The organism is Micromonospora sp. WMMD1102 (genome assembly GCF_029626265.1).
Taxonomy (GTDB): Bacteria; Actinomycetota; Actinomycetes; order Mycobacteriales; family Micromonosporaceae; genus Plantactinospora.
This window is the reverse complement of sequence record NZ_JARUBN010000001.1, coordinates 7,807,772-7,831,015: the sequence shown is the minus strand read 5'-3', so window position 1 is coordinate 7,831,015 and position 23,244 is coordinate 7,807,772. Positions and strand designations below refer to the sequence as shown.

The 23,244-nt window shown below is 69.0% G+C and carries 11 protein-coding genes and 3 rRNA genes; 4 read left to right on the top strand and 10 right to left on the bottom strand.

All coding sequences use genetic code 11. From position 1 onward, the window contains the following. Positions 1 to 80 precede the first annotated feature (80 nt). Both O7626_RS35565 and O7626_RS35560 read right to left on the bottom strand, forming a co-directional pair. Positions 81 to 1,121 (bottom strand): hypothetical protein, encoded by a 1,041-nt coding sequence (locus O7626_RS35565; RefSeq protein ID WP_278065349.1) that lies wholly within the window; start codon positions 1,119 to 1,121, stop codon positions 81 to 83. Positions 1,122 to 1,387: 266 nt separating this feature from the next. Then, on the bottom strand, positions 1,388 to 5,767 hold the full coding sequence (locus O7626_RS35560; RefSeq protein WP_278065348.1) for an ExeM/NucH family extracellular endonuclease: 4,380 nt from the start codon (positions 5,765 to 5,767) through the stop codon (positions 1,388 to 1,390). Positions 5,768 to 6,010: 243 nt separating this feature from the next. Here O7626_RS35560 and O7626_RS35555 point away from each other — a divergent pair, with 243 nt between their 5' ends. Further along, on the top strand, positions 6,011 to 7,942 hold the full coding sequence (locus tag O7626_RS35555; protein WP_278065347.1) for a VanW family protein: 1,932 nt from the start codon (positions 6,011 to 6,013) through the stop codon (positions 7,940 to 7,942). Positions 7,943 to 8,083: 141 nt separating this feature from the next. Continuing rightward, the gene (locus tag O7626_RS35550; protein ID WP_278065346.1) at positions 8,084 to 8,887 is read left to right on the top strand and encodes a serine protease; all 804 of its coding nucleotides are present in this window, start codon (positions 8,084 to 8,086) and stop codon (positions 8,885 to 8,887) included. Positions 8,888 to 8,999: 112 nt separating this feature from the next. On the opposite strand, the gene rrf is transcribed toward O7626_RS35550, so the two are convergent. The 5 genes from rrf to O7626_RS35525 form a co-directional block, all read right to left on the bottom strand. Then, positions 9,000 to 9,116: ribosomal RNA gene (gene rrf, locus O7626_RS35545) — 5S ribosomal RNA — on the bottom strand. Positions 9,117 to 9,206: 90 nt separating this feature from the next. After that, positions 9,207 to 12,318, bottom strand: a 23S ribosomal RNA gene (locus tag O7626_RS35540). 344 nt (positions 12,319 to 12,662) lie between these two features. Further along, positions 12,663 to 14,179, bottom strand: a 16S ribosomal RNA gene (locus O7626_RS35535). Together the 16S, 23S and 5S rRNA genes form the textbook arrangement of a ribosomal RNA operon. A gap of 553 nt (positions 14,180 to 14,732) precedes the next feature. Next, positions 14,733 to 15,380: a DUF305 domain-containing protein gene (locus tag O7626_RS35530; RefSeq protein WP_278065345.1), complete on the bottom strand. Its 648-nt coding sequence runs from the start codon at positions 15,378 to 15,380 to the stop codon at positions 14,733 to 14,735. Between the two features lie 98 nt (positions 15,381 to 15,478). After that, entirely contained in the window at positions 15,479 to 16,366 is an 888-nt protein-coding gene (locus O7626_RS35525; RefSeq protein WP_278065344.1) for a DUF1996 domain-containing protein, read from the bottom strand. Between the two features lie 358 nt (positions 16,367 to 16,724). On the opposite strand from O7626_RS35525, the gene ligA reads away from it, so the two are divergent. Continuing rightward, a complete protein-coding gene (gene ligA, locus O7626_RS35520) occupies positions 16,725 to 18,980 on the top strand; it encodes an NAD-dependent DNA ligase LigA (protein WP_278065343.1) in 2,256 nt (751 codons plus the stop codon). Positions 18,981 to 19,023: 43 nt separating this feature from the next. Here the strand turns inward: ligA and O7626_RS35515 are convergent, their stop codons facing one another. Then, positions 19,024 to 19,797, bottom strand: coding sequence for a putative protein N(5)-glutamine methyltransferase (locus O7626_RS35515; protein WP_278066464.1), 774 nt, complete (start codon positions 19,795 to 19,797; stop codon positions 19,024 to 19,026). Between the two features lie 377 nt (positions 19,798 to 20,174). Between O7626_RS35515 and O7626_RS35510 the strand changes: the two genes are divergently transcribed. Beyond that, positions 20,175 to 21,437, top strand: a complete 1,263-nt coding sequence (locus O7626_RS35510) for a sodium:proton exchanger (protein WP_278065342.1) — start codon at positions 20,175 to 20,177, stop codon at positions 21,435 to 21,437. A 68-nt stretch (positions 21,438 to 21,505) separates the two neighbouring features. Here O7626_RS35510 and O7626_RS35505 read toward each other — a convergent pair whose 3' ends face one another. Beyond that, positions 21,506 to 21,670: a hypothetical protein gene (locus O7626_RS35505; protein ID WP_278065341.1), complete on the bottom strand. Its 165-nt coding sequence runs from the start codon at positions 21,668 to 21,670 to the stop codon at positions 21,506 to 21,508. 266 nt (positions 21,671 to 21,936) lie between these two features. Further along, on the bottom strand, positions 21,937 to 23,169 hold the full coding sequence (locus tag O7626_RS35500; RefSeq protein ID WP_278065340.1) for a cytochrome P450: 1,233 nt from the start codon (positions 23,167 to 23,169) through the stop codon (positions 21,937 to 21,939). Positions 23,170 to 23,244 lie beyond the last annotated feature (75 nt).

Here is a 23,244-nt window from a genome sequence, read left to right as displayed (position 1 = left end):
CCGGGCAAGTAATCCGGTTTGCCGTCCACTGCGGACGGTGTATTGGGGCGCACGATCCGGTGCGCGCATCCGGATAGTGATTATCCGAGTACCCGCAACAGATTGCGTATCGACCGGATCGCGGACCGTATCTCCTGAAGGTAGCGGTCCGGGCCCGACGACTCGGCCGGCCCGTACCCGGGCAGCGAGTCCGGGTCCAGCCCCACCGTGTCCACCTCGCACCCGTAACCGAGCGAGAGCGTGCGCAGCGCGTCGACGTGCTGGAACGGCACGTAGAGCTGCGAGGTCAGCACCAACACCCGGTCCCCGGCCGCCGGCCGCAACTCCCCGGCCCAGAAGTGGTACGTGTCGGAGGTGTGCGCCCGCCGGGTCTTCGGCTCCGTCGACGGCGCCGCCAACACCCGCACCACCGGGCGGGCCACCGACCGGCTCGCCGGCCCGGCACCGGTCCGCACCGGCGCCGGCCGGTAGACGGCGACCGACCAGGAGTGGTGGTCGATCTCGCCCGCCGAGCGCCGCTGCTCGACGCTGGTCGGGCAACCGAAGGCGGCCCGGACGCCCAGGTCCATCGCGTCCACCTCGTAACCGCCGTCCAGCCGCGTTCCGGGCCGGTCGGCGGGCAACTGGAGCCGGTCGAGTTCGACCGGACGTAGCGGCCGAAAGCTGCCCAGCGCCGCGACCTCGCCGGCCTCGACGAACCCGGTGTCGAGCAGCCGGGCGGCGTAGGCGGTCCGTTGCAGGCAGGACCGGGCCAGCCCGCCCAGCACCAGCAGGTGGTCGTACCGCCGGCCGGGCACGGGTCGCGGGCCGGCCAGGCCGAGCGCCTCGGCGGCCGACCGGACCAGCTCGGCGACGGCGGGATCGAGTACGGTCTCGCCGACCTCGTCCCGCTCGACCGCACCGTGCCGGCTGCGGAAGTCCCAGTGCCGGGCCGAGAAGTCGTCCAGCCAACCGAGCAGCCCGTCCGGGGGAAGCCGGTCGTCGGGCAGCTCGGCGCCGAACGCGGCGACCAGGTCCCGCAGCGGCCGGGACCGGGCCCAGCCGGTCAGTCCGGCCACCAGGTCGGTCCGGGAGGTCGCACCGGCACCGGTCGGCAACGGTACGGGCTGGTAGCCGCTCACCCTCGTCCCTTCCGCCTCCGGGCCACGCCTCCGGTCCCCGGGGCACACGCGTCCCGACACACTCTCCGACAGACCACTCCGACAACCACCGCGACACACGACTCCGACACACGACTCCGACACACGACTCCGACACACGACTCCGACACACGACTGCGGGCCCGGAACCGGTGACCCGGAACCGGACCCGCAGTCGCGATGGAGCTAGTCGGCCGTCGGTCGGTCACCCCGACCGTCGTCGCCCGGCACCTGACACACCACGTCGTTCACAGCCTGGCACACTGCCCGACCTTCGGGCCCCGGACGGTGTTGATCCGGCCGTCGTTGCCCGGTGCCGGGGAGTTGGCCAGGCAGGTGAGCGGCCCGCTGACGGTGTTGCCGGCGACCAGCACCGGCTGGCTGCCGGAGTTGCCGAGCAGCGAGACCGGGCCGGACGCGGTGACGCCGTCGAGGCGTACCCCGCCGGTGCCGAGCGCGATCGAGACCGCACCGCTGACCCGGCCCTGCTCGACCAGTACGGCACCAGTCGCGGCGACCACGGTGACCGGGCCGGAGACCCGGGTACCGCTCAGGGTCAGCGTCTCCGGCGCGGTGGCGGTGACCGGGCCGGAGATGCTGCCGCCGGTCGCCACCAGCGACCCGCCCGGCAGCACAGTCACCGGGCCGGAGACGGTCGCGTCCTCCAGACAGGTGAGCCCGGCGAAGACGAACACGGGCCGGTTGTGCCGACCGCTGATCGTCGTGTCGCACTCCGGTCCCGGCTGGCCGACCGCCGAACGCGGCGCCGGGTCGGCGGTGACCGGCGAGTTCGCCGCGATGTAGTCGGTGAGCATCGTCAGGTCGTTGTCCCCGGTGGTGACCCGGTCGGTCCCCCCGGCCAGGGTGGTGAAGTTGTCCCCGCCGGCCGCGAGGAACGAGTTCACCGTCAACCGGTAGCTGCCGGTCGGGCTGATCGGGGTGCCGTTCAGGGACATCGAGGTGATCCGGGAGCCCTGCGGGGCCGCCGGGTCGTAGGTGTAGGAGAAGCCCCTGGAGACGCCGAGCCAGAGCACCGGCCGGGAGGCGCCCGCCGGCTGCCACTGCTGCTCCAGCACCTGCTTGAGCTGCGCCCCGGTGTACGTCTTCGTCACCACGTCGTTGGCGAACGGCTGCACCGAGAACGCCTCGGCGTACGTGACGACGCCGTCCGGGGCGTACACCAGGTCGGCCCGGAGACCGCCCGGGTTCATGAACGCGATCTGCGCCCCGCCCCGGCCCGGCGCACTGGTCCCGGCGAGCTGCACGTCGGCGACGAAGTTGCCGAGCACCGACTCCTTGCCCCGGTCCTCGTTGCCGGCCTCGTTGTAGGCCCGCCGGATGTCCGCGGTGATCGAGCCGAGCGCCCGCTGACCCAGCTCCTGGGCCCGGGCCTTCGCCGCCGCCACGATCTCGGCGACCGCCGGGTGCTGCGGCGCACCGACCACGTCGACCAGCGACGCGTCGGCCGCCGTCACCGTGCCGGTGGCCGGGTCGAAGGTCAGCTCGACCTTGCCCAGCCGCTTGCCGTAGTCCTCGGCCTGCACCACCGGGCGCAGCCGGTCGGTGCCGGGGACCGGCACCTCGAAGGCGTACGGCTGGTGGGTGTGCCCGCTGAAGATGACGTCGATCGTCGCGTCGGCCCTGGTGAACTTCCCGAAGACCGGGTCGTTCGCCAGCTCCTCGGCCGAGTCGATGTTCTCGGTCGCCGCCCCCTCGTGGGCGAGCAGCACCACCACGTCGGCCTCGCCGTTGGCCGGGTCGCCGTCGCGCAGCTGTGCGGCCACGGCGTTCGCCTCGGCCACCGGCTCCCGGAAGGTAATCCCGGCGATGCCGTCCGGGCTGACCAGCGAGGCGGTCTGCTCGGTCACCACCCCGACGAAGCCGACCCGGACCCCGCCGACGGTGCTCACCGAGTACGCCGGCAGTGCCCGCTGGTCGCCCCGGTAGACGTTCGCGCCGAGCAGCGGGAAGTCGGCCCGGTCGGTGACCCGGCCGGTGAGGTCGGCGATGCCCTTGTCGAACTCGTGGTTGCCGACCGCCGAGGCGGCCAGCCCCATCGCGTTCAGCGCGTCGATCGTCGGGTTGTCGTCGTCGATCGCCGAGACGAACGTGGAGGCGCCGATGTTGTCGCCGCCGGAGACGAAGGCGGTGTTCGGGTTCTCCGCCCGGAGCTGGTCGACCAGGCCGGCGACCTGGGCGGCTCCGCCGACCGGCCGGCCGTCCGGCGCGTTGCCGGGCGACTCCAGCCGGCCGTGGAAGTCGTTGACGCTGAGCAGTTGCAACTCGACCGGGCCGGTCGCCCCGGTCTCCAGCCCCACGACGATCGGGTTGTGGTCGCTGGCCCGGTACGGGTCCTCGGCGAAGAACGCCGGGTGCCCGTCGTACTGGAAGGCGTACGACTCGTGCGAGTTGATCTGCCAGACGTCGACCCCGGTGACCCGGTCCGCCAGCGACGCCGAGGCGACCGCGTGGTCCAGCGAGCCGGACTCGCCGCCGAAGACGTAACTGGCCTTGCCGGTGCCGTTCAGGTCGACGTACCCGGCGTCGTGCAGGACCCGCATCGGGTCCTCCTGGGTGTACGCGTTGAAGTCGCCGAGCAGCAGCACCTGGTCGCTGCCGCTGTCGGCCTCGAGCTGCTCGACGAAGGCGGCCAGCGCGCTGGCCTGCCGGACCCGGTCGCCGTTGAACGCGCCCTGCCCGTCGCCGCTGTCGGCGTTGTCACCGGTCGCCGAGTCGCTGCTGCTCTTCGACTTGAGGTGGTTGGCCACCACGGTGAAGGTGGTCGCGCCGGCCGTGAAGGTCTGCGCGATCGGTTCCCGGGCGTTGAACCAGACGGTCTCGTCGTTCACCGACCGGGCGGCGCCCTTGGGCTGTGCCCTGGCCGGCTTGAAGATGATCGCGGTGGTGATGAAGTCCTGCTGGGCCGCCGGTGGCAGCTCCGCCGGGGTACGCACGTAGTCCCAGGTGCCGGCCCCGGCAGCCGTGTTCAGCGCGCCGACGAGTCGCTTGAGCGCCTGCTGCGGGTCGGCGGCGTTGAACCGTACCGAGTTCTCGATCTCCTGGAGCGCGACCACGTCGGCGCCGAGTGCGTTGATCGCCGAGACGATCTTCGCTTCCTGGCGGGCGAGCGCCGCCTCGTCCGCGGCGCCCCGGGCGTCGCCGCCGAAGTGCACGAAGTAGTTGAGCACGTTGAACGCCCCGACCTTGAGGTCGCCGCCGACGTTCGCCGGTGCCGGGGTGCGCGGGTTGGTCACCTTGAAGCTGGTCCGGGCGGCCGGCGGGGTGTCGGCGTCGACCGGGGTGGTCGGCTGGAGCCGCCACTCGTCGAACCCGTACGAGAGCACGACCGGCCCGAACGCCTCGACCGAGTCGCCGACCCGCAGCGGGCTGCCCGGCGCCAGGTACGGCGGCAGCAGGCCGGCACTCGCCAGGTTCGTGGTCCGGCCGTCGTCGACGAGCAGCCGGGCCAGCTCGTTCGCCGCCGCCACGTCGCGGGCGGCGTCGGTGCCGGGCCGGGCGACGTCGGTCGGGATCACCGCGGCACGGTCACCGGCGGCGAGCACCACCTCGCCGTACCGGTTGGTGTTATAGACCTCGGAGACGGTGTAGTCGCCGACCGGGGCGACGAGCATCGACTCGACCGACTCCCGGGCCGGGGCGGCCAGCGGCAGCGAGAGCGCGGCCGGTGACGGCAGCCCGACGCCCTGCTCGCAGACCTGCACGTCGGTCCTGGCGCCGATGCTTACCTGGGTGAGCCCGTTGAACTCGCCCGCGGTGCCGCTGATCCGGATCCGGTCGCCGATCGCGACGCTCGGGTGGTTGGCGGCGTTGCTGGTCAGATAGCCGAAGATGCCGTCCGAGGCGGTGCCGGCGGCCGGCGCCCGCCCGCCGCTGCCGGCGGTCTGCAGGTAGATCCCGTTGTACCCGCCGGTGCGGTGGTCGCCGGTGACGACACCCTCGACGGTGACCCTGGTGCCGGAAAGCGGTGTCGCGTCGCCGGTGCCCTGCACCTGGGCGATGGTGTGGCTGACCGGGGCGTCGCAGCCGACCGGGTCCGGGTCGGGGTCCGGGTCGTCGCCGCCGTTGCGGGTGCCGAAGCTGTTCAGCGCGGGTGCCCGCCAGCTGCCGTCGATCCGCTGCAACGACTGGCCGATCGGGGTGCTGCCGGCCTCGGCCACGCCGATGTCGGTGGCCGCCTGCCCGTCGGCCGGTCCGCCGACCCCGGTCATCCCGCCCTCGTAGCTCAGGAACTCGGCGACGGTGCCGTCCGGGGCGACGAGTGCGATCCCGTCCGGGGAGCCGTTCTGGATCCCGTCGGTCGGGTACGTCGCGACGACGACCCCGGCCGCCGGCACCGTCCCACCCAACGTGCGGGTGTGGTACGGCGCCCCGTTGTTGCCGTTGTAGAGGACGAGCTGCCAGCCGGTCAGGTCCGTACCGGCCGGGGCCTCGACCTCGATCGCCTCGCCGGTGTCGGTGCCGGCGTTGTCGTAGTGGATCTCACTGAGCAGGGGCGTCGCCGCGGGCTCGGCGGCGAGGGCCACCGTTCCGCTTGTCACGCCGAGCGCACTGCTGGTGAGCAGCACACCCAGCGCCCGGAGCGAGCGTCCGCGTCTGTTCCGGCGCATCAAGTTGCCTCCGATAGGGGGTAGACGGTCGGAGCATATGCGGGCTCGGTGGCGAACCGAGAGCTGCCAGGTGTACGGAACACCATGGATGTTCGGTCGTACCCGGTCGAAGATCGGACTATTCGCATTTTTGGCTCCCGGGCGGACCCGTCGCCCGCCGCCGCGGAGTTTTGGCTACCGTAGTCGGTCAAGGTCCTCCCGGGCGGCTCTGGTGCCCGCCCGCCGCATCGCGCTGAGGTGTCCGTGAGTCAGTACGGCGAGAAGAGAGTCCCCGCCGACGAGCAGCCGACCGTGCAACTGGCCGCCGTCCGGGAGCCCGCCAAGGATCGCCCGACCATCCAGATCACCGCGGTCAACCTGCCGGCCGGCGGGCCGGGCCAGGCTGCTGGCCCGGCCGGCGGTGCCGGGAGTACCCCGGGGACCGTCACCGCGACGTCGGCCGGCTGGGAGACGCCGGTCCCGGGCTCGGACCCGCCCGGCGGCGGGCACCCGGCGGGGAAGCGCCGGCTGCGGCGGATCCTGCTCGCCGGCGGTACGGCCGCCGCAGTGCTGGTCGCCACCGGCGGCGCCACGGCCGGCTACGCGTACGCCGGTGAGGTGCCCCGGGGCACCAGCGTGCTCGGTGTCGACCTGGGCGGCAAGAGCCGGGCCGAGGCGGTCCAGGCGCTCCGCGCCGGCCTGGAGTCGAAGGCCGCCACCTTTACCAGCCCGGTCCAGGTGCGCGTCGGTGACCAGACCGGCGAGGTGTCGCCGGCCGCGGTCGGGCTGGCGGTGGACGTCGAGGCGACCGTCACGGCGGCGGTCGAGTACCGGCCCGGCCCGCTGAGCCTGCTCTTCGGCTCCCGGAGCACCGAGCCGGTGGTCACGGTGGACGCCGAGAAGCTCGACACCGAACTGCGGAAGGTGGTCGGCAGGGCCGGGCCACGGATGACGATGCCGGCGATCACCTTCAGCGGTACGACCCCGAAGGCGGTCTATCCGAAACCGAGCCGCGGGCTGCGGCCCGAGGAGTCGGCCAGGGCGCTGCGGGAGGGCTGGCTGAGCGGGCAGCCGGTGCAGGTGCCGCTGGTCGAGACGCACCCGGTGACCACCACCGAGGAGGTCGACCGGCTGGTCAGCGAGCTGGCCAGGCCGGCCGTTTCCGCTCCGGTGACGGTCAGCACCGAGCAGGGCAGCTTCACCATCGCGCCGGCCGCGATCGCCAAAAGCCTGGTGCTGACGGCGGACAAGGCCGGGAAGATCGCCCCCCGGGTGGACGAGAAGAAGCTGCGGGCCGCGCTTCCCGGCCAGCTCGACAAGGTCGAGGTGGCACCGAAGGACGCCAGCATGTCGATCCAGGGCAACAAGCCGAAGATCGTGGCCGGCGCCGGTGGCTCCCAGGTGGACACCGCCGCGCTGGCCCGCGACCTGCTGGCGGTACTCCCGAAGACCGACGGCCGTACGGTCGAGGCGAAGCTCAGGCCGGTCGAGCCGAAGCTCAGCGCCGAGGACCTGACCAAGATGGGGATCAAGGAGCGGGTCTCCACCTTCACCACCAAGTTCACCGGCGGTCTCGGCTCGCCGCGCAGCCAGAACATCGTGACGATCGCCCGGGACGTGGACGGCACGGTGGTGAAGCCCGGCCAGACCTTCTCGCTGAACGGGCACACCGGCGAGCGCGGCTACGCCCAGGGCTACCGCGACGCGCCGGTCATCCTGGACGGCAAGCTGGTGCCGGGGGTCGGGGGCGGCACCTCGCAGTTCACCACGACGTTGTTCAACGCCACGTACTACGCCGGGCTGGAGGACGTGGAGCACAAGCCGCACTCGTACTGGTTCAGCCGCTATCCGCCGGTCATCGAGTCGACCATTTTCTGGCCGGACCTCGACTTCAAGTTCAAGAACGACACCCCGCACGGGGTCCTGATCGACACCGCGCACACCGGCAGTTCGGTCACGGTGTCGATCTGGAGCACCAAGGTCTACGACAAGGTGACCACGGAGTGGAGCCCGCGCCGGAACATCACCAAGCCGAAGGTGATCAAGCTCCAGCCCGGCCCCTCCTGCATCCCCACGAACGGGATCGACGGTTTCACCCAGGACGCCTTCCGGCTGTTCCACAAGGGCGGAAAGGTCGTCAAGCGGGAGAAGTTCACCTGGAAATACCTGGCTGAACCCCGGTACAGCTGCGGCTGACCGGCTCCTCGCCCCGGTGGTATGACACAACCGCTATGGCATCGACACATTGCGATACAGCGATAGAGGTCCATACGCTGCCGGCATCGTGATCTGAGGCCCGCCCACGAGGCGGGCCGTCGATGTTCGGAGAGGACCCCCATGGCTCGTTGGCGCACCCTCACCCGCCTGGCCGCCGTCGCGTTCGTCGCGGCAACGGCCGGCGGCGTCACCCTGGCCGCACCGGCCAGCGCCGCACCGGAGAACACCGACGTCACACCCTTCGTCGTCGGCGGCACCCGCGCCGCACAGGGCGAGTTCCCGTTCATGGTCCGGCTCTCGATGGGCTGCGGCGGTTCCCTCTACAGTTCCCGACTGGTGCTCACCGCGGCGCACTGCGTCGGTCGTACCGGAAGCAACACCAGCATCACCGCCACGCTCGGCGTGGTGGACCTCCAGTCGTCGAGCCGGATCCAGGTCCGCTCCAACTACGTGTACCGGGCACCCGGCTACAACGGCAACGGAGACGACTGGGCGCTGATCCGGCTGGCCAGCTCGGTCACCGGGCTCGGCACCCTGCCGATCGCCACCTCCACCGCCTACGACAGCGGCACATTCACCGTCGCCGGCTGGGGCGCCACCCGGGAGGGCGGGGCGCAGCAGCGGTACATGATGAAGGCCAGCGTGCCGTTCGTCAGCGACTCGGTCTGCAACAGTGCCTCCTCTTACCGCGGTGCCGTCATCGCGGCAGAGGAGATCTGTGCCGGCTACCTCTCCGGTGGTGTCGACACCTGCCAGGGTGACTCGGGTGGCCCGATGTTCCGGCAGGGTGGCAGCGGGCTGGTCCAGGTCGGCATTGTCAGCTGGGGTAACGGGTGTGCGCGGCCGAACTATCCTGGCGTCTACACCCAGGTCAGCTACTTCTCTTCGGCGATCGCCTCGGCGGCGGCCAGCCTGGGCGGGTGACCGGTCGGGGTGTGGTCGGAACCGTGGGACCGACCAGCCCTCGCGCAGGCGCCAAGAACTGAAAACAGGAGTGGCGCCGCCCGTAACCGGGTGGCGCCACTCCTGTGAAGATGTCCGGCGGCGTCTTACTCTCCCACACCCTCCCGAGTGCAGTACCATCAGCGCTGGAAGGCTTAGCTTCCGGGTTCGGAATGTAACCGGGCGTTTCCCCTCCGCCATAACCGCCGTAACCCTATCAACAACACAAACAACAACCCACCCACACGTGGGAAACATTGTTCGTTTGCTGTGAATCACACAGTGGACGCGTAGCAACCTTGTAGTCAAGTCCTCGGCCTATTAGTACCGGTCAACTCAACCAGTTACCTGGCTTACATCTCCGGCCTATCAACCCAGTCGTCTCACTGGGAGCCTTACCCCCTAAACGGGGTGGGATACCTCATCTTGAAGCAGGCTTCCCGCTTAGATGCTTTCAGCGGTTATCCCTCCCGAACGTAGCCAACCAGCCGTGCCCCTGGCGGGACAACTGGCACACCAGAGGTTCGTCCGTCCCGGTCCTCTCGTACTAGGGACAGCCCTTCTCAAGTATCCTACGCGCACGGCGGATAGGGACCGAACTGTCTCACGACGTTCTAAACCCAGCTCGCGTACCGCTTTAATGGGCGAACAGCCCAACCCTTGGGACCTGCTACAGCCCCAGGATGCGACGAGCCGACATCGAGGTGCCAAACCATCCCGTCGATATGGACTCTTGGGGAAGATCAGCCTGTTATCCCCGGGGTACCTTTTATCCGTTGAGCGACACCGCTTCCACACGCAAGTGCCGGATCACTAGTCCCGACTTTCGTCCCTGCTCGACCCGTCAGTCTCACAGTCAAGCTCCCTTATACACTTACACTCAACACCTGATTGCCAACCAGGCTGAGGGAACCTTTGGGCGCCTCCGTTACATTTTAGGAGGCAACCGCCCCAGTTAAACTACCCACCAGACACTGTCCCTGAACCCGATAAGGGCCCGAAGTTAGATACCCAAACCAACCAGAGTGGTATTTCAAGATTGCCTCCACCTACACTGGCGTGCAAGCTTCACCGGCTCCCACCTATCCTACACAAGCTAATTCAGATACCAATGTCAAGCTATAGTAAAGGTCCCGGGGTCTTTCCGTCCTGCCGCGCGTAACGAGCATCTTTACTCGTACTGCAATTTCGCCGGGCCTGTGGTTGAGACAGTGGGGAAGTCGTTACGCCATTCGTGCAGGTCGGAACTTACCCGACAAGGAATTTCGCTACCTTAGGATGGTTATAGTTACCACCGCCGTTTACTGGCGCTTAAGTTCTCAGCTTCGCCCCGAAAGACTAACCGGTCCCCTTAACGTTCCAGCACCGGGCAGGCGTCAGTCCATATACATCGAATTACTTCTTCGCATGGACCTGTGTTTTTAGTAAACAGTCGCTTCCCCCTGCTCTCTGCGGCCATACAACGCTCCACCAGCAAGTGGCTTCACGTCTCCGGCCCCCCTTCTCCCTAAGTTACGGGGGCAATTTGCCGAGTTCCTTAACCACAGTTCACCCGATCGCCTCGGTATTCTCTACCTGACCACCTGTGTCGGTTTAGGGTACGGGCCGCTCGGAACTCGCTAGAGGCTTTTCTCGGCAGCATAGGATCACTGACTTCACCTGAATCGGCTCGGCATCACGTCTCAACCATATGATGTGCGGATTTGCCTACACACCGGCCTACACGCTTACCCCGGCACAACCACCGGCCGGGCTCAGCTACCTTCCTGCGTCACCCCATCGCTTGACTACTACCCGCCAGGTTCCCACGCTCCCCACCATTGATCCGAAGATCGCAGGCAGCTCGGGTGGTTAGCACAACGAGGTTCATCACGGGCGCTCCTACACGGGTACGGGAATATCAACCCGTTATCCATCGACTACGCCTCTCGGCCTCGCCTTAGGCCCCGACTCACCCAGGGCGGATTAACCTGGCCCTGGAACCCTTGGTCATCCGGCGGAAGGGTTTCTCACCCTTCTTTCGCTACTCATGCCTGCATTCTCACTCGTGCCGCGTCCACAACTAGGTCACCCCGCTGCTTCACCCCCGGCACGACGCTCCCCTACCCACCCACACACCTGGATGACGTTCGAAAACATCACCGAGTTAAAGTGTGAATGCCACAGCTTCGGCGGTGTACTTGAGCCCCGCTACATTGTCGGCGCGGAACCACTTGACCAGTGAGCTATTACGCACTCTTTAAAGGATGGCTGCTTCTAAGCCAACCTCCTGGTTGTCTATGCGACCCCACATCCTTTTCCACTTAGCACACGCTTAGGGGCCTTAGCTGGCGATCTGGGCTGTTTCCCTCTCGACTACGAAGCTTATCCCCCGCAGTCTCACTGCCGCGCTCTCACTTACCGGCATTCGGAGTTTGGCTGATTTCAGTAACCTTGTAGGGCCCCTAGACCATCCAGTGCTCTACCTCCGGCAAGAAACACACGACGCTGCACCTAAATGCATTTCGGGGAGAACCAGCTATCACGGAGTTTGATTGGCCTTTCACCCCTAACCACAGGTCATCCCCCAACTTTTCAACGTTGGTGGGTTCGGCCCTCCACGCGGTCTTACCCACGCTTCAGCCTGCCCATGGCTAGATCACCCCGCTTCGGGTCTAGAACACGCGACTACACGCCCTATTAAGACTCGCTTTCGCTACGGCTACCCCACACGGGTTAACCTCGCCACATGCCACTAACTCGCAGGCTCATTCTTCAAAAGGCACGCCGTCACCCACAAAAGCAGGCTCCGACGGATTGTAGGCGAACGGTTTCAGGTACTATTTCACTCCCCTCCCGGGGTACTTTTCACCATTCCCTCACGGTACTCGTCCGCTATCGGTCACCAGGAAGTATTTAGGCTTACCAGGTGGTCCTGGCAGATTCACGGCAGATTTCAGGAGTCCGCCGCTACTCGGGAACACCCACAAGAAAGACCAGATGCTTTCACCTACCGGACTATCACCGCCTACGGTTGGCTTTTCCACACCATTCAGCTAACACCTGGTATTTGTAACTTTCCGGATGGTTGTCAGCCCACCCCATGGAGTCCCACAACCCCGACCACGCAACCCCTGACAGGTATCACACGCAACCGGTTTAGCCTACATCCGCTTTCGCTCGCCACTACTCACGGAATCACTATTGTTTTCTCTTCCTACGGGTACTGAGATGTTTCACTTCCCCGCGTTCCCTCCACACACCCTATGAATTCAGGTGCAGGTGACACCACATGACTGGTGCCAGGTTACCCCATTCGGACACCCTGGGATCACAGCTCGGTTGACAGCTCCCCCAGGCCTATCGCGGCCTCCCACGTCCTTCATCGGCTCCTGGTGCCAAGGCATCCACCGTCCGCCCTTGACAACTTGACCACAAAGATGCTCGCGTCCACTGTGCAATTCTCAACAAACGACCAACCCACCACCCACAACCCCACACCAACAACCCACCAACAAAGGGGCCCGGTATGCGGGGCCAGGCGTGCCTGGCACAAGACAACAACCACACGGTTGTTCCCTCAGGACCCAACAGGATGCTCTACACCCACCACCAGCCGCACCAACCCAACACTTCCACACCCCACCAAGGGGCCGTACTCGTCAGATCAGCCGTTGCCAGCCGTGAACTTCGCCAGTGTCTCCGCCAACGAGCACCCCGCCACCACATCCGGGCAGCGCGGGCTCCTACCCGACCTTCGCCGGGAGGTGCTCCTTAGAAAGGAGGTGATCCAGCCGCACCTTCCGGTACGGCTACCTTGTTACGACTTCGTCCCAATCGCCAGCCCCACCTTCGACCACTCCCTCCCACAAGGGGTTAGGCCATGGGCTTCGGGTGTTGCCGACTTTCGTGACGTGACGGGCGGTGTGTACAAGGCCCGGGAACGTATTCACCGCAGCGTTGCTGATCTGCGATTACTAGCGACTCCGACTTCACGGGGTCGAGTTGCAGACCCCGATCCGAACTGAGACCGGCTTTTTGGGATTCGCTCCACCTCACGGTATCGCAGCCCATTGTACCGGCCATTGTAGCATGCGTGAAGCCCTGGACATAAGGGGCATGATGACTTGACGTCATCCCCACCTTCCTCCGAGTTGACCCCGGCAGTCTTCGATGAGTCCCCACCATAACGTGCTGGCAACATCGAACAAGGGTTGCGCTCGTTGCGGGACTTAACCCAACATCTCACGACACGAGCTGACGACAGCCATGCACCACCTGTGACCGCCCCCGAAGGACCCCACATCTCTGCAGGTTTTGCGGCCATGTCAAACCCAGGTAAGGTTCTTCGCGTTGCATCGAATTAATCCGCATGCTCCGCCGCTTGTGCGGGCCCCCGTCAATTCCTTTGAGTTTTAGCCTTGCGGCCGTACTCCCCAGGCGGGGCGCTTAATGCGTTAGCTGCGGCACAGAGAACCGGAGAGGCCCCCCACACCTAGCGCCCAACGTTTACAGCGTGGACTACCAGGGTATCTAATCCTGTTCGCTCCCCACGCTTTCGCTCCTCAGCGTCAGTATCGGCCCAGAGACCCGCCTTCGCCACCGGTGTTCCTCCTGATATCTGCGCATTTCACCGCTACACCAGGAATTCCAGTCTCCCCTACCGAACTCTAGCCTGCCCGTATCGGCTGCAAGCCCACAGTTGAGCCGTGGGTTTTCACAGTCGACGCGACAAGCCGCCTACGAGCTCTTTACGCCCAATAAATCCGGACAACGCTCGCGCCCTACGTCTTACCGCGGCTGCTGGCACGTAGTTGGCCGGCGCTTCTTCTGCAGGTACCGTCACTTGCGCTTCGTCCCTGCTGAAAGAGGTTTACAACCCGAAGGCCGTCATCCCTCACACGGCGTCGCTGCATCAGGCTTCCGCCCATTGTGCAATATTCCCCACTGCTGCCTCCCGTAGGAGTCTGGGCCGTGTCTCAGTCCCAGTGTGGCCGGTCGCCCTCTCAGGCCGGCTACCCGTCGTCGCCTTGGTAGGCCATCACCCCACCAACAAGCTGATAGGCCGCGAGCCCATCCCAGGCCGAAAAACTTTCCACCCCCCACCATGCGGCAGGAAGTCATATCCGGTATTAGCCCCCGTTTCCGAGGGTTATCCCAAAGCCTGAGGCAGGTTACTCACGTGTTACTCACCCGTTCGCCGCTCGAGTACCCCGAAGGGCCTTTCCGCTCGACTTGCATGTGTTAAGCACGCCGCCAGCGTTCGTCCTGAGCCAGGATCAAACTCTCCAACAAAAACCGTGGAAAATCAAAACCCAGCAACAATAAAAACACTTGCTGCCAAACAAACAAACATTTGGCACTGGCTTATCAAGCACCCTGTTGAGTTCTCAAAGAACAACCACACACCGAACAACCAGTCCAACTGGACCGCCACCCGGGGCTTCTTGTTCCGCTGCCTGGCGTTTCCGTCAGGCACTTGTTGTACCTTACCCGACTGTTTCTGCCTCGTCAAACCGGTGTCTCCCGGTTTGTCATGCTTCGTCCAGCCGTCGTGCACCCGTACGGGCGCGCCGGGTTACCGTCGCGATCGTTCGGGGTTTGGCAGGCCGGCCGCCGCGGTGTTGCTCTGCGGTCTTGCCCGGTGCCCTGCCGGGAGAGAAAGTTACACGGCCGGGGCGCCAACGCCAAATCGGGGTGGCCCGAACATTAGAAAACGCGCTAAAGGCGGAATGTCGGAATCGTACCTACCGCGGACCACGTCAGGGTCGTGCGCTGCGCGATCACCGCGACAGCCGCACCGAGCCGGTCGACTGCGACACCGAGCCGGTCGGCTCGGGTGAGGTTCTCAGTCCGGAAGCCGGCCGAGCTGATTCAGGTAGGCGCTTCCGGTCCGGACGATCGCACCGGCCAGCGCGGTCGTCTCGGAATCCGCGCCGGCACGCTGCTCGGCACCGGCAATCCGGACGGACTGCTCCAGGTGCGCAGCGAGGTGTACGCCGAGGAGGCGCCGGAACTCGGCCTCCGGTGCGCTGCCGAGGGTGGCCAGCTCGACGGCGGTGACCATGCCCGGCATGTCGTGCCCCTCGTGCGGGTTGGTCCTCGGCGCACCGGAGCGGTCCAGCAACCGCACGGACCGGTCGAGGTCGACCCGGTGGGTCTGCCGGATCCGCGCGGCGAGACGGCGTACGGCCGGGTCTGCGGTGCGCCGCGGCACCAGGTCCAGCAGGGGCAGTACCCGCTCGTGCATAGCGATGTTCAGTTGCAGCCAGGCGACGTCGGTGCCGTTGAACGGGGCGGCCGGACCCGGTGCGCCGGCCTCGGACGGCGCTCCGGGCGTACCCGACGGGTCGGGCGGGTGCGCGGGGGTGGCCCGGGCCGCGCCGGCGGGCGTACCCGGGACCGGGGAAAGTGGTGCGGCGGAGCCGGCGCAGCCGCCGGCCAGCAGGACCACGACGAGCAGCGCGGCGGTGCCCGGGGCGGCGCGGCGTCTCATCTCCGTGGTCCCTTCTTCGGTCGCTTACCGCGCTCCCGGTCGCCGTTGGCGTGGCTGGGCCCGGCCGGAGTGGCCGGACCCACCCACGCGGCCCACGATCAGCTCGGGCGGCCGTCAGCACCGCACTTGATCACCGGGCGGATGCAGTCCCGGACCCGGCGGAGCATCTCCGCCTCGGGCCAGGCGTTGAAGAAGTCACCGTGCATGGTGTAGCCGCCGCCGGAGGCGAGCCGGAACCGGGCCGGATCACCGCTCACCGGATAACGCAGCACCTGGCGCAGCTTCGGCACCGCGACCGGGTGGCTGGACGGGCAGGCCTGGTTGACCGGGTACGCCATGTGGCTCTTGTGGTCCGGCGAGTCGAGGTCCCTGCCGTTCCAACACTGCGGGAAGTCGAGGTACGACTCGATCATCGTGCCGGCCGGACAGTTGACGAAGTCCTTGGACGCGCCGACATGCCCCGCGTGCAGGCAGGACCACCGGGCGATGGTGGTCGAGTCCGGGCCGGTCGCCCTGGCGTTGCCGGCGACGATCCGCAGGCCCAGCGGCAGGGGTTGGGTGTTGGCGACGATGTCGCTGCGCACTCCCTCGCCGAGGTAGTAGAACGTGACGATCGTCGGCTCCACCGGCACGTTGTCCGCGTAGAAGGTGGGCACCCAGTAGGACGAGACGTCGACCCGGGGGTTGCAGGTGGTGCTGGAGTTCAGCAGGTCGGCGAGATTGGTGTACGCGTTCGTGGTCGTCGCGCCGAAGAAGCTGTGCATGTGCGAGGCGCCGGGCAGGCCCGGGAAGATGATCGGGTCGTCCGGCAGCCGGTGGCTGTACGGGCAGTCGGCCAGGAACTCGGCGACCCGGACGACCCGGGCCTGCGCCGGCTCCGCCCGATCGACCGCGGCATAGCCGCCGAGCAGGGCGAACAGCGCTACGAACAGCGACACGATCCTCAGCCGGCGGCGCGGCGCGGACAGGGGTACGGCCCTTTTCATGGGCACTCCTAGCGGTGAGCGGCCAGCGGGGAATCCGGCACCGCCGCCGTAGGCTTCGGAGACCGCTGGTCGGAGGGTGGTGGTCTGCCCCCGTTCGAGATGCCAGAGAGCGCTCTCTCCAGTACTGACAGCTTGGGCCCGCCGTCGAAATCTGTCAATACCTCCGTCCGGACGGCACTTCCGCCTGGACGACGGTTCGGAGTTCGGCGGTTCGGAGTGTGGAGGCCGGAGTCTGGAGGCCGGAGTGTGGAGGCCGGCGGAGGCCGGGGTCCGGTGGTGGTGGTTGTGGGCGACGCTTCGTCGTACCCGGTCTCTAGGCTGAACGCCGAGCTTGCGGGCCTGACGGGAGGGGGACTTCGTGGCGCACGAGGCAGTGGGGACGGCAACCGACGAGCGGCCCGAGCAGCCGGGTGGAGCCGGGGGCGAGCCGGTGGTCGACGCCACGCTGGCGCAGCCCTTCCCGGACCGGCCGGCCTACCAGGCGGCGATCGCCGAGATCCGGTCGGCCGCCGCCGTCTATTACGCCGGCTCCGACCTGGCGATGGACGACGCCACCTACGACGGATTGCTGGCCCGGGTCGTCGCCACCGAGGCCGCCCGGCCGGACTGGAAGCTCGACGACTCGCCCAGCGAGCTGGTGGCGGCCGGTGCCGGGCTGGTCGGCGACGTCGTGCACAGCGTTCCCATGCTCAGCCTCGACAACGTCTTCGGCGCCGAGGAGCTGGCCCGCTGGGCGGCCCGGCTGGACAGGCTGCTCGGCCGTCCCGCCGCCGGCTACACCGTCGAACCCAAGATCGACGGGCTGGCCATCGCCGCCCGCTACGTGGACGGCCGGCTCACCCAGGTCGCCACCCGGGGCGACGGGCTGGCCGGCGAGGACGTGACGCCGCAGGCCCGACGCGCCGCTGGGCTGCCGGAGCGGCTCGCCGAACCGCTGACCGTGGAGATCCGCGGCGAGGTCTACATGACCGACGCCGACTTCGCCAAGGCCCAGGAGATGCGCACCGGGCACGGCGAGCCGACGTTCGCACATCCGCGCAGCGCCGCGGCTGGCACGCTGCGGGCCCAGGACCGGGCGTACGATGCTCCGCTGTCGTTCCTCGGCTACGCCGTACACGGCCTCGACGGCGCCGACGGGGAGACGGAGCCCCGCCCGCACTCGGCCACCATGGCGTACGTCGAGAGCCTCGGCGTCGCCACCACCGCCGGTTCGCCGGTCGGCATGCCGCTCTGCACCACCGTGCAGGAGGTGCTCACCGTGGTCGAGACCCTCTACGCCCGCCGGGGCGAGCTGGGCTTCGGCATCGACGGCGCGGTGATCAAGGCCGACCACCCGGCCGACCGCGAACTGGCCGGATCGGGCACCCGGGCACCCCGCTGGGGCGTCGCCTACAAGTTCCCCGCCGACACCCGCACCACCACCCTGCTCTCGATCGAGGTGCAGGTCGGCCGGACCGGCGTGATCACCCCGGTCGCCGTACTCGCTCCGGTGCAGGTCGGTGGCGTCACGGTCACCTCGGCCACTTTGCACAACTTCGACGACCTGGTCCGCCGCAACGTCCGGGCCGGCGACACCGTTTTCGTCCGGCGGGCCGGTGACGTGATCCCCGAGATCACCGGAGCCAAGCTCGACGAGCGGCCGGCGGACTCCACGGCGTACGAGCCGCCGGCCCGGTGCCCGCGCTGCGACGGCGAGATCGACCGCTCGCAGAAGCGCTGGCGCTGCACGCAGGGCCGGGCCTGCGGCGCCCGCGAGTCGCTCTCCTACTACGCGGCCCGGGACTCGATGGACATCGAGGGGCTGGGCAGCAAGATCATCGACCTGCTGGTCGGCGCCGACATGGTCACCGATCCGGCCGACCTCTACGACCTCGACCCCGGCACGCTGGCCACCCTGGAGCGGCTGGGCGAGACCTCGGCCCGCAAACTCGTCGCCAACATCGAGGCGTCGAAGCGCCAGCCGCTCTCCCGGGTCCTCACCGGCCTCGGCGTACGGATGACCGGCCGGTCGATGTCCCGCCGGCTGGCCCGGCACTTCGGCACGATGGAGGCACTGCTGGCCGCCTCCGTCACCGACCTCCAGGAGGTCGACGGCGTCGGCCCGGAGCGGGCCGTCACCATCGCGGCGGAGCTTGTCGAACTCGCCCCGGTCGTCGCGAAGCTCGCCGCCCGCGGGGTCAGCATGGCCGAGCCGGGGGTGCCCGGTCCGAGCGCCACCGCCGACGGCGGGGACGGTGCCGGCGACCCGGACGCGCCGACGGCGAGCGCGCTGCCGCTGCGTCGGCCCGACGGCAGCCCGATGACGGTCGTGGTCACCGGCTCCGTGCCCGGGTTGACCCGCAACGAGGGCAACGAGGCGGTCGAACGGCTCGGCGGCAAGTCGTCCGGCTCGGTTTCCAAGCGGACCGATCTGGTGGTCGTCGGCGAGGGCGCCGGCAGCAAGGCGGAGAAGGCCGCCGGCCTGGGCGTACGGGTGATCCCGGCGGAGCGCTTCGCCGAACTGCTCGCCGCGCACACCGCCGGTGACGCGGCCACGATCACCGAGATCCTGGCCGTGCCGGAGGGCGAGGCACAGCCGGAGGGCGAGGCTCGACCGACCGGCGTGGCCGGCTGAGCCTCGTTAGGGGCGGGGGCGGCGGGCGCCGGCGGCGGGGCGGTCAGCGGCGGCCGACTACCACCGTCGCCGGGAGGTCGTCGTCGGTGACCACCACCGGGGCGAGCCCGGCTTCGGCCAGCGCGGTCGAGGCCACACCGGCCTGGGCCGAGCTGGTCTCCAGCAACAGGTGGCCACCGGGCACCAGCCAGTCCGGCGCCCCGGTGGCCACCCGGCGGAGCACGTCGAGGCCGTCGCGCCCGCCGTCCAGCGCCACCAGCGGCTCGTGCAGCCGGGCCTCCGGCGGCAACAGCTCGACCGCCTCGCTCGGCACGTACGGCACGTTCGCCACCAGCACGTCGACCCGGCCGCGCAGCCGGGCCGGGAGTGGCTGGTAGAGGTCCCCGGCGTACACCTGGCCGCCGAGCGGGGCGAGGTTGCGCCGGGCGCAGCGGACGGCGGCCGGTTCGATGTCCACCGCGTACAGGTCGACGTCGCCGACCAGCGTCGCCACCGACAGCCCGATCGCTCCGCAGCCACAGGCCAGGTCGAGCACCGTCGCGCCGGGTCGGGCCAGCCCGACGGCCCGGCGGACCAACAGCTCGGTACGTCGGCGCGGCACGAAGACTCCCGGGTCGACGGCGACACGCAGGCCGCAGAAGTCGACCCAGCCGACGATGTGCTCCAGCGGCAGCCCGGCGACCCGCCGCTCGACCATGGCCAGCAGCTCGGCCGGGCTCCCCGCGGCCGTACTCAGGATCTCGGCCTCGTCCTCGGCGAAGACGCAACCGGCGGCCCGGAGTCGGCGGACGACCTCCGCGCGATCCGGGGTGGACATCTGGGTGGAGTGGGGTGATGTGAACACGTACAGCCCTTCGGAACGCCTGCGGGCGCCCCTCGGCTAGCGGGAGCCGGCGTACCCGGAGATGGCCGCCGGACCCCGGGGCGGGAGCACCCGGCCGATCGACACGGAAATCGGTCCCACCTCCTCAGGTCGGGCGACGCGAGGCCCACAACGTACCCCAGGAGCGGGCCGGCGGGTGGGGCACCGGCGGGCACGGGCGGCACGGAGCGGTGTCATCCGGGCGATTCCGCCCCTGCCGCCGACCTGGTCCGGCAGGCTCGACCCAGGCGGGCTCGACCTCGGCCAGCTCGACCCCGGGCAGCTCGCCCCAGACAGGCTCGACCCCAGGTGGGGGTGGCGACGACGTGCGGGTGGGACTCGATGTCACGGTGTCCGCCCGGGGAGTGGCGACCCGGGTCGGCCTCGCCGTACTGGCCGCCGTACCGGCGGTGGCGATGCGGCTCTCCGGCGTCGACCTGCCGGCCGTCGCCGGGATGGCGGTCTTCGGCGTGGCGGTGCTCGCGGCGGTCGCCCTGTTGATGTGGGCCTCCGAAGTGGCCCGGGTCGACCTGCCGGGGAGCCTGGCACTGGCGCTGCTCGCCCTGGTGGCGGTGCTGCCGGAATACGCGATCGACATCTACTTCGCCTTCGCCGCCGGCTCCGATCCCGCGTTCGCGGCGTTCGCCCTGGCCAACATGACCGGGGCGAACCGGCTACTGATCGGGGTCGCCTGGCCGCTGCTGGTCTTCTTCGCCATCTGGGCGGTACGCCGCCGGCGGCAGCCCGGTGATCCCACCGGAGTGAGCCTCTCCGCACACCGCCGGACGGAGACCGTGTACCTGCTGATCGCCACCGGCTACGCCCTGGTGATCCCGGTGACCGGACGGTTGGCCTGGTACGACAGCATCGTGCTCGGCGCCCTGTTCGCGCTCTACCTCTCCCGGGTCGGGCGCGCCGAGCACGCCGAGGAGGCCCTGGTCGGGGTGGCCGCCACCCTGGCCCGGGCGCCGGCCGTGCGCCGCCGGCTGACCGTCGCGGCCCTCTTCGGCACGGCGGGAGTGGTGATCCTCAGCTCGGCCGAGCCGTTCGGCAGGTCTCTCGTCGAGGCCGGCAAGTCGCTCGGCATCGACGAGTTCCTGCTGGTCCAGTGGCTCGCCCCGGTCGCGTCGGAAGCACCCGAGGTGATCGTGGCGATCGCCTTCGCGCTGCGCGGCCGGGCCGACGACGGACTCGGTGCGCTGCTGGCGGCGAAGCTCAACCAGTGGACCCTGCTGATCGCCTGCCTGCCGATCGCCTTCTATCTCGGCGGCGGGGAGTTCGCCGGGCTGGCCCTGGACGCGCGGCAGACCGAGGAGCTCTACCTCACCGCCGCGCAGACCCTGCTCGGCGTGGCCGTCCTGGCCGACCTGCGGATCTCCCGGGTCGAGGCGGCGACGCTGTTCCTGCTCTTCGCGGTGCAGTTCGCCCTGCCCACCCAGACGGTCCGGTACGGCGTCGCGGTCGCGTACGTGGTGCTGGCCGGGATCCTGCTGTTCCGGCAGCGCCGGGAACTGCCCGCCCTGCTGCGGGCGACCTGGCCGACCGGCCGGGCCCGAACCGGGCCGCCGTCCGGGCGCCGTCCCGGCCCGGACTGAGCAACCCTGGTGACACCTGCGGGTACGCCCGTGGCGGGTGTCGCCGCCGGCCGTACCCGCGTTCCGACCTACAGGTAGCCCTTGGCCTCCTGCTTGGCGACCATCGGTTCGGCTCCCTTGCCCGTCTTCTTCAACGCGTCGCGCAGCTGCTTCTCGGTCATCTTCGAGCTGCCCTGGATGCCTGCGTCGTGAGCGCGTTGCCGCAGGTCGTGAAGTTCGTCCCGATCATCCATCTCGAAGCCTCCCAGTTCCGCCGACGAGGGGCACCGCGACTCGGCCCCATCCTCCACGGCCCGGCTTCCCCCGATCGTGCCGGGCAAACCGGGCCGCCGGCCGAGCACCCCGGTCACCGCGCCGAGCGGGCCGCCCGGACCAGCCGCCCCGCGCTCCGCTCACGATTTCGCTCCGGTCACGCATTTGGCTCCGGTCACGCATTCAGCTCCGGTCACGCATTCAGCTCCGGGCGCCGCACCGGGTCCCGGGGGCCCGACGCACACGGTCAGCCCCGGACGAGGACGAAGCCGCTGCGTGGCCGGGTCGGCACCCGGCTCAGCGAGATCCGGAGATCCTGCTCCGGCACGTGGTAGTCCAGCTCGGCGAGCCGGCCGGTGAGCGCGCTCAGCAGTGCCACCGTCGTCGTCTCGCCGGGACAGCGGTGGCCGGTACGCGGATCACCCCCGCCCTGCGGTATCAGCTCGAAGGCGCCGATCTCCCGGCCGACGAACCGCTCCGGGTCGAAGGTGTACGGGTCCGGCCACAACTCGGCCGAGTGGTCCTGGCCGTACAGGTCGAGGATCACCAGCGAGCCGGCCGGGATCGGTACGTCCTGCCAGCTGAGGTCCCGGACGGCATGACCGGCGACGAACGGCGCGAACGGATAGAAGCGCCGGACCTCGTGCCCGAACGCGGTGAGGTAGTCCGCGCTGCCGGCGCGCAGCCGGGGGCGGAGTTCCGACCAGCGGTGCAGGGCGTGCGCGGCGAAGGCGACGAACCAGCTCACCGCCACCGTCGGCCGGACCAGGTTGAGGATCTCCACGGCGGCCAGCCCGGAGTCGAGCCGCTCACCGTCGACGCCCCGGTAGTGGGCGATCGCCTCGACCGCCGATCCGGCGTCGACGCTCCGCCGTCCCGCCCGGACCTGGTCGACCAGCTCGGCCAGCCAGCGCTCCCGGCGGCCCCGCGCCTGCCGGGCACGCCAGTGCCGGGGACCGAGGGTGCCGAAGCCGTCCACCAACGTCACCATGTCGGCGGCCATCCCGTCGACCTCCGACTCGGCCAGCGGCACGCCTACCCACCGGCAGACGGCTCGGGTGAGAACCCGGCTGGCCTCGTCGAAGAGTACGACGGGCTGCCAGGCGGGCCAGCGACCGACCGCCTCGTCCCAGGCCGCCGTGGCGTACCGCTGGAGGTTGACGATCGCCTCGGGGGTGAGCAGCGAGGTGAAGATCGCCTTGCGGTGCCGGTGGGCGGCGCCGTCGAGGGTGTGCACCGCACGGCGACCGAAGAGCGTGTCCTGCACCGGCCCCGGGATCGCACCGTGCCGCCGGACGTGCTCCTCGTCGTAGAAGAACCGGGCCGCGTCCGGACCGCATAGCGCCACCGCCCGATGCCCGAGCAGCCGGGTCTGGACGGTCTCGGCCCGCTCCCGGCGGCGGAGGTTGGGCAACCAGCCGTAGCCCTCGACGAAGAGCCGCAGCGTGTTGTCGGCGAGCAGGGCGGGACGCGGAGGCATCTGCCCTTGATGCCCGGGCAGACCAGGACTAAACAGGATCCAAACCGGCAGAAGAGTCGTACGGGCTGGTCGGTG